This is a genomic window from Burkholderia sp. BCC1972, from assembly GCF_905339605.1.
Taxonomy (GTDB): domain Bacteria; phylum Pseudomonadota; class Gammaproteobacteria; order Burkholderiales; family Burkholderiaceae; genus Burkholderia.
Genome location: NZ_CAJPGH010000001.1, coordinates 96399 through 110315 on the forward strand (window position 1 = coordinate 96399; position 13917 = coordinate 110315).

At 71.1% G+C, this 13917-nt stretch carries 12 protein-coding genes; 11 read left to right on the forward strand and 1 reads right to left on the reverse strand.

Going from position 1 to position 13917, the window contains the following annotated elements; all coding sequences use genetic code 11:
• Positions 1-286: 286 nt before the first annotated feature.
• Together U5798_RS00460 and U5798_RS00465 are read left to right on the forward strand one after the other, a co-directional pair.
• Complete coding sequence (locus tag U5798_RS00460) at positions 287-1492, forward strand: zinc-dependent alcohol dehydrogenase (RefSeq protein WP_124452414.1); 1206 nt, start codon at positions 287-289, stop codon at positions 1490-1492.
• 29 nt (positions 1493-1521) lie between these two features.
• Positions 1522-1845 (forward strand): four-helix bundle copper-binding protein, encoded by a 324-nt coding sequence (locus U5798_RS00465; protein ID WP_124452416.1) that lies wholly within the window; start codon positions 1522-1524, stop codon positions 1843-1845.
• A 10-nt stretch (positions 1846-1855) separates the two neighbouring features.
• Here the strand turns inward: U5798_RS00465 and U5798_RS00470 are convergent, their stop codons facing one another.
• The gene (locus U5798_RS00470) at positions 1856-3448 is read right to left on the reverse strand and encodes an ATP-binding protein (protein ID WP_322080834.1); all 1593 of its coding nucleotides are present in this window, start codon (positions 3446-3448) and stop codon (positions 1856-1858) included.
• Positions 3449-3724: 276 nt separating this feature from the next.
• Between U5798_RS00470 and U5798_RS00475 the strand changes: the two genes are divergently transcribed.
• The 9 genes from U5798_RS00475 to U5798_RS00515 all read left to right on the forward strand — a co-directional run bounded on the left by U5798_RS00475 (position 3725) and on the right by U5798_RS00515 (position 13917).
• Entirely contained in the window at positions 3725-4102 is a 378-nt protein-coding gene (locus U5798_RS00475; protein ID WP_322080835.1) for a chemotaxis protein, read from the forward strand.
• Between the two features lie 187 nt (positions 4103-4289).
• The gene (locus U5798_RS00480; RefSeq protein ID WP_322080836.1) at positions 4290-5129 is read left to right on the forward strand and encodes a BON domain-containing protein; all 840 of its coding nucleotides are present in this window, start codon (positions 4290-4292) and stop codon (positions 5127-5129) included.
• 53 nt (positions 5130-5182) lie between these two features.
• Entirely contained in the window at positions 5183-7918 is a 2736-nt protein-coding gene (locus U5798_RS00485) for an ABC transporter transmembrane domain-containing protein (protein WP_322080837.1), read from the forward strand.
• Complete coding sequence (locus U5798_RS00490; RefSeq protein WP_124452425.1) at positions 7911-8435, forward strand: hypothetical protein; 525 nt, start codon at positions 7911-7913, stop codon at positions 8433-8435. The genes U5798_RS00485 and U5798_RS00490 overlap by 8 nt, the downstream gene beginning before the upstream one ends.
• Before the next feature lie 184 nt (positions 8436-8619).
• A complete protein-coding gene (locus tag U5798_RS00495; RefSeq protein ID WP_124452426.1) occupies positions 8620-9369 on the forward strand; it encodes an SDR family oxidoreductase in 750 nt (249 codons plus the stop codon).
• Complete coding sequence (locus U5798_RS00500; RefSeq protein ID WP_124452428.1) at positions 9360-9971, forward strand: D-glycero-alpha-D-manno-heptose-1,7-bisphosphate 7-phosphatase; 612 nt, start codon at positions 9360-9362, stop codon at positions 9969-9971. Before U5798_RS00495 ends, U5798_RS00500 begins: the two co-directional genes overlap by 10 nt.
• On the forward strand, positions 9968-11170 hold the full coding sequence (locus U5798_RS00505) for a glycosyltransferase family 9 protein (protein ID WP_322080838.1): 1203 nt from the start codon (positions 9968-9970) through the stop codon (positions 11168-11170). Before U5798_RS00500 ends, U5798_RS00505 begins: the two co-directional genes overlap by 4 nt.
• Positions 11171-11173: 3 nt before the next feature.
• A complete protein-coding gene (locus tag U5798_RS00510) occupies positions 11174-12919 on the forward strand; it encodes a carbamoyltransferase (RefSeq protein ID WP_322080839.1) in 1746 nt (581 codons plus the stop codon).
• Positions 12916-13917, forward strand: coding sequence for a glycosyltransferase family 2 protein (locus U5798_RS00515; protein ID WP_124452434.1), 1002 nt, complete (start codon positions 12916-12918; stop codon positions 13915-13917). Before U5798_RS00510 ends, U5798_RS00515 begins: the two co-directional genes overlap by 4 nt.

Consider the following 13917-nt stretch of genomic DNA (forward strand, 5'->3'; position numbering starts at 1 on the left):
AGGTCGCGGTCGCACGATCGGTGCGCTGCGCGGCCGCAGGTGTGCGCCCCCTCCTGTCGATCAGGCTGGATGACGACGGGCGGTTCGCGAGGCGCTACATGGGAGTCTCGGGAAATTCGGCGAGAAGGCAGGCAAATGTCGTGCGGCGCAACGGCTGCTGACGGCCGCTGACGGCCCGATGCTTGCGGAATGGTCGCGTGCGCAGCCACCGGCCCGGGCGCACGCCTTGCTCGATAGCCTCGACGGTCACATGCACCGTTTCCGCTTTCGACAAGGAGGGCCTGACATGAAAGCAGTCGTATTTCACGGCATCGGCGACATTCGCATCGACACGGTGCCCGATCCCGAGGTCGCCGCGGCGACCGACGCGGTCGTGCGCCTGACGGCCAGCGCGATCTGCGGCACCGACCTGCACATGGTGCGCGGCACGCTCGGCGGGATGAAGCCGGGCACGATCCTCGGCCATGAAGGCGTCGGCATCGTCGAGGCGATCGGGCGCGACGTGCGCAACCTGAGGCGTGGCGATCGCGTGCTGATTCCGTCGACGATCGCCTGCGGCAGCTGCGCGTACTGCCGCGCGGGCTACACCGCGCAGTGCGACGCCGCGAATCCGGGCGGCCCGCGCGCGGGCACCGCGTTCTTCGGCGGGCCGGCCGAGACGGGCCCGTTCGACGGGCTGCAGGCCGAATACGCGCGCACGCCGCTCGCGCATGCGAGCCTGATCCGCTTGCCGGATGCGATCGACGACGATCGCGCGATCCTGATGTCGGACATCTTCCCGACCGGCTATTTCGGTGCGCAGCTCGCGGAAGTGAAGCCGGGCGATACGGTCGCGGTGTTCGGCGCGGGGCCGGTCGGCCAGTTCGCGATCGCGAGCGCGAAGCTGATGGGCGCCGGGCGCGTGATCGCGGTCGACCGCATCGCGTCGCGTCTCGAGATGGCCTGCGCGCAGGGTGCCGAAATCATCGACTTCTCCGAGGACGATCCGGTCGATACCGTGCTGCGGCTGACGGGCGGGATCGGCGTCGATCGCGTGATCGATGCGGTGGGCGTCGACGCGATGCGGGCGACGCACGGGCCGGCCGCGGCCGACGGTGACGCCGTGCGCGCATTCGATGCGGAAGTCGCGGCGATCGTGCCGCGCCCGAGACCGGACGGCCGCAACTGGGTGCCGGGCGACGGGCCGTCGCAGGTGCTGCAATGGGCGGTGCGCGCGGTCGCGAAGGCCGGCACGGTCGCGGTGATCGGCGTGTATCCGTCGGCCGCGCGTGTGTTTCCGATCGGCGACGCGATGAACCGGAACCTGACGATCAAGATGGGCAACTGCAATCACCGGACGGTGACGCCGCCGCTCGTCGAGCTCGTGCGCAGCGGCGCGTTCGATCCGTTGTCGGTGCTCACGCGCTGCGAGCCGCTGACGAACGCGATCGATGCGTATCGCGCGTTCGACGTGCGCGAGCCGGGCTGGATGAAGGTGAAGCTGGCGCCATGACGACACGAACCGAAACCGGGAGCACTGCGATGAACGATCGATACGACAACTGCATGGCCGCGTGCGATGCCTGCGCGCACGCGTGCGACACCTGCGCGGCCGCCTGCCTCGCGGAGCGCGACGTGCACGCGCTGGCCGGCTGCATCGCGCTCGACATCGAATGCGCGCAGCTGTGCCGCTTCGCGTCGGGCGCGATGTCGCGCCGCAGCGGGCTCGCACCGCGCATTTGCGCGCTGTGCGCGCATGCGTGCGACCTGTGTGCGGCCGAGTGTTCGCGGCACGCGCACGAGCATTGCCGGCGCTGCGCGCTCGCGTGCGAGGCGTGCGCGGCGATGTGCCGCGCAATGGCCTGAGCACGGGCGCTTACGGCGTGTCCTGAACCTGGCGCGCGACGCGCTGCAGCAATGCGTCGAGCACGGCCATCTCGACGGGCTTCACGAGATGGCCGTCGAAGCCTGCACGTTCGGTGCGCGCCAGGTCCGACGCGCGCGCATGGCCGGACAGCGCGACGCAGGTCGTGTCGCGCAGCGCGTCGATCGCGCGCAGTTCCTGCAGCAGCGTGAAGCCGTCGACGTCCGGCATCGTCAGGTCGAGGATCATCAATTGCGGCAGGTAGTCGCGGGCGAGCGCCAGCGCTTCTGCCGCGTGGTACGCGACGCGCGGCGCGTGTCCCTTCACCTTGAGCAGCACGGCGAGCGTGTCGGCCGAGTCGCGGTTGTCGTCGACGATGACGATGCGCAGCGGTGTGGTGTCCGATGGCGCGTTCCTGGCCGGTTCGGGCGCGCGGACCGGCGCCGCACGCGCCATCCGGTCGATCGGCAGCTGCACCGTAAACGTCGCACCGTGACCGGGCCCGTCGCTTTCGGCGGAAATCCGTCCGCCATGCAGTTCGACGAAGGTCCGGCAGATCGACAGGCCGAGCCCGAAGCCGCCGCTCGGCGGGCGCCCCGGTGCGCCTTGCTGCTCGAACAGGTCGAAGATCGCTTCGAGAGCGCCAGGCGCTATGCCGACGCCGCGATCGGTGACGCGGATCGCGACCACCGGCCCTTCCACCCGCGCGCCGACGTCGATCCGTCCGCCTTGCGGCGAGAACTTCGACGCATTGTCGAGCAGGTTGTGCAGCACCTGGACGAGCCGCGCTTCGTCGCCGTGCAGCAGCACGGCATCGGCCGGCAGGTCGACGTGGATGTGCTGCCCGCGCGCGGCCAGTTTCGGCTGGATGCTCTCGACGCCGCGACACACGACATCGCGCACGGTGACGGGGCGATCGTCGAGCTCGACCTTGCCGGCCGTGATGCGCCCGACGTCGAGCAGATCGTCGACGAGCCGCGTCAGTTGTCCGACCTGGCGGTGCACGGCGTCGCGGCACTGCGCGAGCGCGGGCGCCGGATCGGGCAGGTGCTGCAGCACGCCGACCGAGTGGCGCAGCGGCGCGAGATGGTTGCGCAACTCGTGCGCGAGCATCGCGATGAACACGCTGAGCCGGTGCGTCGACGCTTCGAGCTCCTCGAGCCGCTTGCGCTCGGTCATGTCGCGCGTGATCTTGATGAAGCCGCACAGCTGGTTCGCGTGATCGTGCACGGGGGTGATCGTCACGCTCGCCCAGAACTGCGAGCCGTCCTTGCGCACGCGCCAGCCTTCGTCCTCGAAGTGCCCGCGCCTGGCTGCCGCGTCGAGCCCGTGCGATGGCCGGCCGGCCGCGATCGCGTCGGGCGGATAGAAGCGCGAGAAGTGCTGGCCGACGATCTCGGCGGCGCGATAGCCCTTGATGCGCTCGGCCCCCTTGTTCCAGGTCGCGACGTTGCCGTACGGATCGAGCATGAATACCGCGTAATCGGTGATCGAGCCGACCACCGTCTGGAAACGGAACTCGGCGAAGCGATGCAGCAGGTCGCGCGCGTCGGGCAAGCCGGGCGGCGAGGGGGGCGAGCGAGGATCGGTGTCGTCTCTGTTCATCGGTGCAACGGGTCGAAGGCGGGCGGGCAAGCGTCGCCCGGCCGCCGCCGGGCGGGCCGGCGGCGGCGTCATGAATCGGATTGGCACCCCGGAAAGCATAAGGGAACTCAATTCGCCTGATCAATGGGTGCGCATCGGCTGTGCCATCCGTCGTGTCGGCGGCCGGAACCGGCCCGGCCGCGCGATGCGGCATGCCGGTTGCACGACCGTGCGGCCCGCCTGCCGTGCGATGGCCGCCCGGCCGCACGCGGCGGCAAGCCCTGCAAGGAGATCGACATGAACAGCACGCTGAACCCCGACAACGAACCGGCCGGCCCGGACGACGACAACGCCAGCCGCGGCCGCGACGGCCGCGCACTGGGGCCGAGCGACTCGTCCGACAGCGGCAGCGACACGGCCGGCGCGCGGCGCCATCCGTTCGACATCGATTCGCCGCTCGACGATCACGCGCTCGAACGCGGCGATACATCGCTCGACAGCGATACGGACCGTGCGGGCACCGGCGAGCGTGCGTCGGCGGACGGCGATTCGACGCTCGACGAAGGCGCGGACATCGAGCCGGACCGTACCGAGCGGCTGAGCGAGCCCGGTCGCACAAGCGAGTCGAACGACCCGGACGAACCGGGCGACCCGGACGACGGCGGTGTGCCGTGACGCCCGGCACGCAAAAACTGCAATCGCGTTGCAGATTCGCGCGCCCGGCGGCAGATCGCCGTCGCGGCGCACATCCGTCGTGCGCCGGCCGCGGCATCGGCACGCGGCTTGCGTGCCATCGGCTCGGCGCGCGCCGCGACGCGGCATGGGGCCGTGCGCGACGCGGGCGCGATCAAGGAGAGACACGATGCAACGACGATATCCCGGACGATACGGCGAGCGTGGCGGCCCGCCCGAGCGGCACGAGCGCGACGAGCGCGCGTACCGGGGCGCCGGCGAGCGCGGCATCCCGGACGATCCGGCGCGTTGGCCGGAGGAAGATCACGAGTCTGAATCGGCTTATCGCCGTTTCGCGAGCGAGGACGTCGGCCCGGAAGACTGGGGCAGCGAATGGACCGAGCGCGCCGCACGGCCGGCTGGCCAGTCGCGCGGCACCGGCGCGGACTGGCCGGGCCGGGCGCGCCAGCCGGCGCGCGAAGCCGAACCCGGCCGCCGCGCGGAAGGCCGCGAAAGCGCGTACGGCGGCGACCGCCCGGCGTTCCGCGGTCATCACCGGATGGGCTGGTACGGCGGCGAGTACGACCAGGGCGATCCGCGCGGCGGCGACCGCGCCCCGGATCAGGCGCGATTCGGCAGTGAAGCCGAACGCGACGCGCTGCGCCAGCGCCGCGGGCCGAAGGGCTACACGCGCTCGGACGAACGGATTCGCGAGGACGTGTGCGAGCGGCTCGCGCATGCGCTCGAGATCGACGTGAGCGACGTCGCCGTGCAGGTGAATGACGGTTGCGTCCAGCTGGACGGCACGGTGCCGGCGCGCTGGATGAAGCACGACATCGAGGATCTGGCCGACGGCTGCCTGGGTGTGCGCGACGTCGAGAATCGCGTGCGCGTGCGTCGCGACGGCGAGCACGATACCGGCACGGTGCTGCATCCCGACCAGCGGACCGTCACGCCGACGCTGCCGGCCGCGCGCGATCCCGAACCCGGCACGGTCGGCCCCGACCGCGAGCGCAAGCCGCATCATTGACCGATCGTGCACCACCCGGCGCGATCCCGATCCCGTCCGCGAGCAGCGCGCGCATGACGACCGGAACCGACGATACGCGGCCCGCGCGCCGCGCTGCAGCCGCAGGCCGCGAGCGTCGCGACGAGCGCGGCCTGCGGCTGCGGATCGCGGCCGAACTGTGGCGCGCGATCTGGCATTACCGTGCGCGCGTACTGGCGGCCGTCGTGCTGCTGGTGCTCGCGAAGGCGGCGGCGGTGTCGGTGCCGCTGCTCCTCAAGGACATCGTCGACGGTTTCGGCCGCGCCCGCGACCAGCCCGTCGCATGGCCGGTGCTGCTGCTGTTCGCGTACGCGGTCGTGCGTTTCGCGTCGAATGCGCTGAACGAAGTGCGCGACATGACGTTCGTGCAGGTCACGCAGCACACGGTCGCGTCGTTTACAGTCCGCACGTTCGGCCACCTGCACCGGCTCGGCGCGCGCTTTCATGCGCAGCGCGAAACGGGCGCCGTCGTGCGCGACCTCGAGAAGGGCACGGCCGGCATCGGCTACCTGCTCGGCGTCGCGATATTCACCGTCGTGCCGACGGCCATCGAGATCGGCTCGGTGCTCGTGATCGTGATCGTCAAGTACGGCGGCGGCTTCACCGCGATCATCGTCGTCACGTTCGCCGTCTACGCGGCGTATACGGTGGTGTTCACGCGCCGGCGCATGCGTTACCAGCGGCGCGTGAATGCGCTCGAGGCCGAATCGAATGCGCGCGTGGTCGACAGCCTGCTGAACGTCGATACGGTCAAGTACTTCGCGCGCGAGGACGTCGAGCGCGATCGCCTCGGCCGCGTGCTCGACGCGTGGCGCGAAGCGGGCGTCGACAACCAGTACGCGTTGTCCACGCTGCATATCGGCCAGAGCGCGTGCATCGGCGCGGGGATCGCGGCCGTGATGCTGCTGGCCGGCCAGCAGGTCGCACGGGGCGTGATGACGGTCGGCGATCTCGTGCTGATCAATGCGTACATCATCCAGATCAGCCTGCCGCTGAACGTGCTCGGCTTCGTGTTTCGCGAGGCGAACGACGCGATGACGAATATCGAGCGGCTGTTCGGGCTGCTCGATGCGCGCGGCAGGCCGGGCGAGGACGGCGATGCGCCCGGCGCGCGGCCTCTCGAGGTGCGCGGCGGCGCGATCGAGTTCGCGCACGTCGACTTCGGCTACGAGCCGAGCCGGCAGATCCTGTCGGACGTGTCGTTTCGCATCGAGCCCGGGCAGACGGTCGCGGTGGTCGGCGGCAGCGGCTCCGGCAAGTCGACGCTCGCGCGGCTGCTGTTCCGGTTGTACCAGCCCGATGCGGGCACGATCCGGATCGACGGCCAGGACCTGCGGCTCGTCACCGAGCGCAGCCTGCGCGACGCGCTCGGCATCGTCCCGCAGGACACCATCCTGTTCAACGACACGCTCGCGTACAACATCGCGTACGGCAAGCGCGACGCGACGCGCGGCGAAGTGATCGCGGCCGCGCGCAGCGCGCAGCTCGATGCGTTCATCGAGCGGCTGCCCGATGCGTACGACACGCGCGTCGGCGAGCGCGGCGTGCGGCTGTCGGGCGGCGAGCGGCAGCGCGTCGCGATCGCGCGCGCGTTGCTGAAGGCGCCGCCGATCGTCGTGTTCGACGAGGCGACCTCGGCGCTCGACACGCGCTCGGAGCGCGCGATCCAGCAGGAGCTGATGCGCGTCGCGCAGCACCGCACGAGCCTGATCATCGCGCACCGGCTGTCGACGATCGTCGATGCGGACCGCATCCTCGTGATGGAGCACGGCCGGCTCGTCGAGCACGGCACGCACGATGCACTGCTCGAAAGCGGCGGCGTGTATGCGCAGATGTGGTCGCTGCAGGCGAAGCAGCGCGAACTGGCGCGCACGGAGGCGAAGTTCGCGCGGCAGCCGGTGCCGATCAACCCGCTCGTGTCGCAGGTGCTCGATTCGCTGACGGAGGCGGCCGCGCGACGCGGCGTGCCGGTGTTTCGCCACCTGTCGGGCGAGGATCTCGTCGTCGAGGCCGATCCGGCCGCGCTGCGGCGCTTCGTATGGGAATTGTGCCGCGGCGCGATCGACGCGAGCGGCGGCGGGCAGCTCGAGGTGCGCACCGCGCGCCACGACCCGGAAGCGCGGATCACGATCGCGTGTGCTGGCGTCGACGCGCTCGAGCTGTCGCTGATCGATCTCGAGCGGCTGCAGGACACGATCGAGGAAGCCGGCGGCTACGTGGTGCGTGAACGCGACGATACGGGCGTGACGCTGCACCTGTCGCTGCCGATGTGCGCGGTCGTGCCGGCGCCGGTGCAGCCGGCAGGCAGCATGCCGGACCGGGGCGTCGATGCCCGTGCCCGGCCGCTCGACGGCATTCGTGTCGCGTGCGTGGACGATCACGACGAGGCGCGCGACGCGCTTGTCGCGCTGCTGAAGACGGCCGGTGCGGACGTGCACGCGTATGCGTCCGGACAGACGCTGCTGGACGACCTGTGGCGCGCGCGCCGCGCGGACTGGCCGGCATTGCTCGTCTGCGACATCGATCTCGGCGACGACGAGGAAGACGGCTACACGGTGATGTCGCGCGTGCGCCAGCTCGATGCCGCGCGCGACCGCGACGGCCGCGCGCCGCTCGAGGCGCTGGCGCTGTCCGGCCATGCGCGCGAGCGTGACCGCACGCGCGCGGTCGAAGCCGGTTTTCACGCGTACCTGACCAAGCCCGCGGTAGCGGCCGACCTGATCGCGGCGTTGCGAGCGCTCGCGTTTTCCTCCGGAGAGACCCATGCCTGAACTTTCGAACCCGACGCGCGGCACGCTGACCGAGCGCCGCGCCGGTAGCGCGTTCGCGGACCGGCAGGCCGCGGTGGCGGCCGTCGAGCTGCTGCTGCCGAGCCTGTCGGCGGCGCTGCAGAGCGACCTCGTCGGCGACAGCGGTTGCCTGCACATCGTGATCATGGATCCGGCGCTCGGGCCGCACGACGCCGCGTTCGAGGACGCGATCCTGTACGAGTTCTCGCTGCCCGACCCGAAGGACTGGGATGCCGACTACCGCGCGTACGCGCGCGCGAAGGCGCGGCTGTCATGGGAGACGGGCCGCGACGGCCATGTCGTGCAGGCGCTGGAGCCGTACCGGCTGCGCGCGGGCGACACGAACCTGTGGGGCGGCGTCGCGCTCGGCGGCATCGTGGTCGGCGTGTCGGGCGCCCAGCCGTGGTTCGACGAGGCGTTCGCGGGCTGCATCGCCCACTGCCTGCGCGCACTGGCAAAGCGCCGTGCGCAGGCGACGCCCGACGCTCTCGCGATCTGAACGCGGCCGTCCGCGCGCGTTTTTACAGCCGGTTATAAAAAAGCCAGCGATCGCCTGCCGGCGCCCGATGCGGTGCCGGCGCGGGCGGCCCGGCACGGTTTTCGCTGTCTCTCCTGTATCGATGGTTGTCGCGACAAGCGTAACCGTCAGTCGGATTGCTTTCCAACGTCGACAGGAGGTGCAGGTGAATGCGACTCACGATCCAGCAGGACCGCCGCTCGCGGGCCGAACCGCGCTCGTGACCGGCGGCGGCCGCGGTCTCGGCGAGGCCATTTGCGAAGATCTCGCGCGGCACGGCGCGCACGTGGTCGTCGCTGACCTCGACGGCGACCGTGCGGCGGCCGTTGCGCAGCGGCTCGAACGGCACGGCGGGCAGGCGGTCGGCCGGCCGCTCGACGTGCGCGACGAGGCATCTGTGCTGCAGGTCATCCACGATGCGCGCGAGTCGCTCGGCGATCTGGACGTGATCGTCAACAACGCGGCGATCGACGTGACCGCGCCGATCGACGACGTGAGTATCGACGCGTGGCGGCAGGTGCTGATGACGAACCTGTTCGGCCCGTACCTGATGTGCCATGCGGCCGTGCCGATGATGAAGGCGCGCGGCGGCGGGCATATCGTCAACATCGCGTCGACCGCGTCGAAGCGCGCGTGGCCGAACGCGTCCGCGTATCACGCGACGAAGTGGGGGCTGCTCGGCCTGTCGCATGCGCTGCATGCCGAACTGCGTCCCAGCGGCGTGCGCGTGTCGGCGATCGTCGCGGGCGGGATGCGCACGCCGTTCCTGCTCGACCGCTTCCCGGACATCGACGAGGACACGCTGCAGCCGCCGGAGCACGTCGCGGCCGCCGTGCGGTTCGTGCTCGCGCAGCCGCCGGGCACCGTCGTGCCGGAACTGATGGTGCTGCCGATGAAGGAGACGTCATGGCCCTGAAGCGCGAACGGCGGCTGCCCGGCGCGGTGCTGCTCGACAAGGACGGCACGCTGCTCGACGACGTGCCGTACAACGTCGATCCCGCGCGGATGCGCCTCGCGCCGGGCGCGGCGCGGGCACTGCGTGCGCTCGGTGCGACCGGCATGCCGCTCGCGGTCGTGTCGAACCAGCCGGGCATCGCGCTCGGCCGCTTTACCGAACCTCAGCTTGGCGCGGTCCGCCAGCGTCTCGCCGAACTGTTCGAAGCGAACGGCGCGGTGCTGGCGGATTTTTTTTACTGCCCGCATCACCCGCAGGGCAGCGTGCCGCGCTACACCTGCGACTGCATCTGCCGCAAGCCGCGCCCCGGCATGCTGCGCCGCGCGCTGGCCGCGCTCGGCGTCGTGCCCGAATGGAGCTGGATGATCGGCGACATCCTCGACGATGTCGAGGCCGGCCGCACCGCGCGCTGCAGCACGATTCTCGTCGACTGCGGTCACGAGACCGAATGGCGGGTCGATGCGGCGCGCACGCCGCATCACGTGGTCGACCGTGTCGATCTCGCTGCCGACATCGTCGTGCGCGAAGCCGTGCGCCGGCACGGCACGTGGATGCGGCGATGAACGCCGCCTGGCGCCACGCGCGGCGCATCCTGTGCGTGCGGCTCGACAATCTCGGCGACGTGCTGATGACGACGCCCGCGCTGCGGGCGCTGAAGGAGGGCGGCGACGGCCGCCGGCTCACGCTGCTGACGTCGCGCGCGGCCGCCGTGCTGGCGCAGCATCTGCCGATGGTCGACGACGTGTGGAGCTACGACGCGCCGTGGGTCAGGCACCCCGACCAGCGTGGCGACCCGGTGGCCGATCTCGACATGATCGACCGGCTGCTGGCGGGCCGCTTCGACGCGGCCGTGATCTTTACCGTCTACAGCCAGAACCCGCTGCCCGCCGCGATGATGTGCTGGCTCGCGGGTATCCCGCTGCGGCTCGCGCATTGCCGCGAGAATCCGTATGAACTCCTGACCGACCGCGTGCCGGAAACCGAGCCGGACGCGCACGTGCGCCATGAGGTCGCGCGCCAGCTCGCGCTGGTGCGGACCGTCGGCGCGAAGACGTCGGACTGGCGGATGGCATTCGAGCCGGGCGACGCGGCGCGGCGCGCGGTGCACACCCGCTTGCGGGCCGCGTTGCGGTGCATCGGCGGCACGCGCCGGCCGGACGCGGAGCACGCGCGCTGGCTGGTCGTTCATCCGGGCGCGAGCGCAGCCTCGCGGCGCTGGCCGGCCGAGCGGTTCGGCGAAGCCGCCGCCGCCGTCGCGCCGTGGTTCGACGGCATTGCGGTGACGGGCAGCGCGAGCGAACGCACGCTGGTCGACACGGTGTGCGAACGCGCGGGGCCACGCGCGGTGCCGCTCGCCGGCGCGTTGCCGCTCGGCGAACTCGGCGCGCTGGTCGAGACGGCCGACCTGCTGCTGTCGAACAACAGCGGCCCCGTGCATCTCGCGGCCGCGCTCGGCACGCCGGTGGTCGACCTGTACGCGCTGACCAACCCGCAGCACACGCCGTGGCGTGTGCCGCATCGTGTGCTGAATGTCGACGTACCGTGCCGCAACTGCTATCGCAGCGTGTGCAACCAGCCCGGCCATCCGTGTTTGCGCGGCGTGAGCGTCGACGACGTGGTCGCCGCCGTGCACGCGTTGCTGCGCGGCGGCGCGCGTCATGCGCAACGCGCGGCCTCGCGGGCTGCGGCACACGGCGGCGAGCCGGTCGCTGCGCACGCATCGAACGTGATTCCGTTCGCGCACGCCATCACCAGGAGCTGACGCATGCCAGACCCGATCCATACGCTCGGCATCAACGCCGCTTTCCACGACAGCGCCGCGTGCATCGTGCGCGACGGCATCGTGATCGCGGCCGCCGAGGACGAACGCTTCACGCACGTGAAGCACGCGAAGCGTCCGGTGCCGTTCTCGACCTGGGAGCTGCCTTTCCACGCGATCGATTACTGCCTCGCGGAAGCCGGCATCACGCTCGCGGACGTCGACCACGTCGCCTATTCGTACGACCCGTCGTTCGAACTCGACCGCGAAGGCGCGGCGCCGTCGCTGACGTTGCCGCTTGCGCCGTCCGCGCATGCACCGCGCGAGGACGGCGCGTCGCCATGGCATCCGCTGTTCCTGTCGTCGATCGTCAACGCGCCGCGCCAGCTCGCGGGCGCCGCGCCGCATCACCTGCAGCGGCGCTTGCGCGGCGTCACGCACGACGGGCCGTTCCGCTGGCATTTCATCGAGCACCATCTCGCGCACGAGGCGAGCGCGTTTCTCGCGGCGCCGTTCGAGCGCTGCGCGGTGATGACGATGGACGGGCGCGGCGAGCGCGCGACGACGAGCTACGGCGTGTTCGACGGCCGGTCCTACCGGCGGCTCGGGCAGGTCAACCTGCCGCATTCGCTCGGGCTGCTGTACGAGCGGGTCACGCGCTATCTCGGCTTCCTGCATTCGTCCGACGAGTACAAGGTGATGGCGCTCGCGTCGTACGGCAAGCCGGTGTTCGCCGACGACATGCGCCGGCTCGTGCGGTATCGCGGCGAAGGGCGCTACGACGTGGTCGACGCGGATCTCGCCGCGCTGTTCGGTGCGCCGCGCGAACGCGGCGGCCCGATCGAGCCGCATCACTGCGACATCGCGCATGCGCTGCAGATCGTACTGGAAGAGACGGCGCTGCAGGCGGTCGACTGGCTGGCCGCCGAGACCGGCGAGCGGCAGCTCGCGATGGCGGGCGGCGTCGCGCTGAACTGCGTGATGAACGCGAAGATCCGCGATCGCGGCCCGTTCGACGACGTGTGGGTGCAGCCGGCGGCGGGCGACGCGGGCACCGCGCTCGGCGCCGCGCTGTGGACCGACTTCCGGATGCGCGGCGCGCGCGGCGACTGGCGGATGGATCATGCGTATCTCGGGCCGGCCTACGGCGACGACGCGATCGAGGCCTTCCTGAAGGAAGCGCAGCTGCCGTACCGGCGGCTCGCCGACGTGGCCGCGCAGACAGCCGCGCTGCTCGCGGCGAACCGCGTGATCGGCTGGTTCCAGGGGCGCATGGAGTTCGGCCCGCGCGCGCTCGGCGCACGGTCGATCCTCGCGTCGCCGATCGACCCGGACATGCAGCGCAAGCTGAACCGGATCAAGGATCGCGAGGATTTCCGGCCGGTCGCGCCGGTCGTGCTCGAAAGCCGCGCGCATCACTGGTTTGCCGGCGGCCGGCGCACGCCGCTGCGCGCGCCGTTCATGCTGTTCGTGTACGACGTCGTGGCCGATCGCGCGGAACAGATTCCGGCCGTGCGCCACATTGACGGCACCGCGCGCGTGCAGACCGTCGACGAGCGCCAGCATCCGCTGCTGCACGCGCTGCTGACCGAGTTCGACGCGCTCACCGGCGTGCCGGTGCTCGTCAACACGTCGTTCAACACGCGCGGCGAGCCGATCGTCTGCACGCCGCGCGACGCGATCGAATGCTTCTGGACGTCGCCGCTCGATGCGCTCGTGATCGGTCCGTTCCTGCTGGAGAAGCCGCGATGAACCTGCGCGACACGCAACTGCCGCCGGTGGTGTCGGTCGTCGTGCCGACCTATCGGCGGCCCGACCTGCTCGAACGCTGCCTCGACGCGCTGTGCGTGCAGGTGTTCGATCCGGCGACCTACGAGATCGTCGTCGTGGACGACGACCCGGCCGGCAGTGCACGGCCCGTCGTCGATGCATGCCGCGCGCGCGTGACCGACGTGCCGTCGATCCGCTACATGACCGCACCCGCCACGCAGGGGCCGGCCGGCGCACGCAACGTCGGCTGGCGCAGCGCGTGCGGCGCACTGATCGCGTTCACCGACGACGACACGATTCCCGACCCGACCTGGCTGCGTTACGGTGCGGCGGCGCTGCTGGCCGAGCCGTCGGCGGTGGCCGCGGCAGGGCGCATCGACGTGCCGCTGCGGGCGTGCCCGACCGACTACGAGCGCGATGCGGCGGGCCTCGCGCATGCGGAATTCGCGACGGCGAACTGCTTCGTGCGGCGCGCGGCGCTCGAACGCATCGGCGGTTTCGACGAACGCTTCACGCGTGCATGGCGCGAAGACGCGGACCTGATGTTCGCGCTGCGCGAGCATGCGGGGCCGATCGTCGATGCCGGTGCAGCGCGCATCGTGCATCCGGTGCGCCCTGCGCGTTGGGGGGCGAGCGTCGGCCAGCAGTCGAAGGTGTATTTCGACGCGCTGTTGTACAAGAAGCATCGCGCGACCTACCGGCGCCACATCCGGCCGGTGCCGCCGTGGCACTACTATGCGGCCGTGCTGGCGGCGCTCGGTGCGATCGCGTGCTTCATGGCCGGATGGCCGGCGCCGGGCGTCGCGTGCGCGGCGGTCTGGGCCGTGATTACCGCCGCGTTCTGCGTGAAGCGACTGCGCGGCACGCAGCTCACGCCGTCGCACGTTGCCGAGATGATCGTCACGTCCGTCGCGATTCCGCCCGTGTCCGTGTACTGGCGCATGCGCGGGGCATTTCATTTCCGGGTGCTCTTCCTTTGA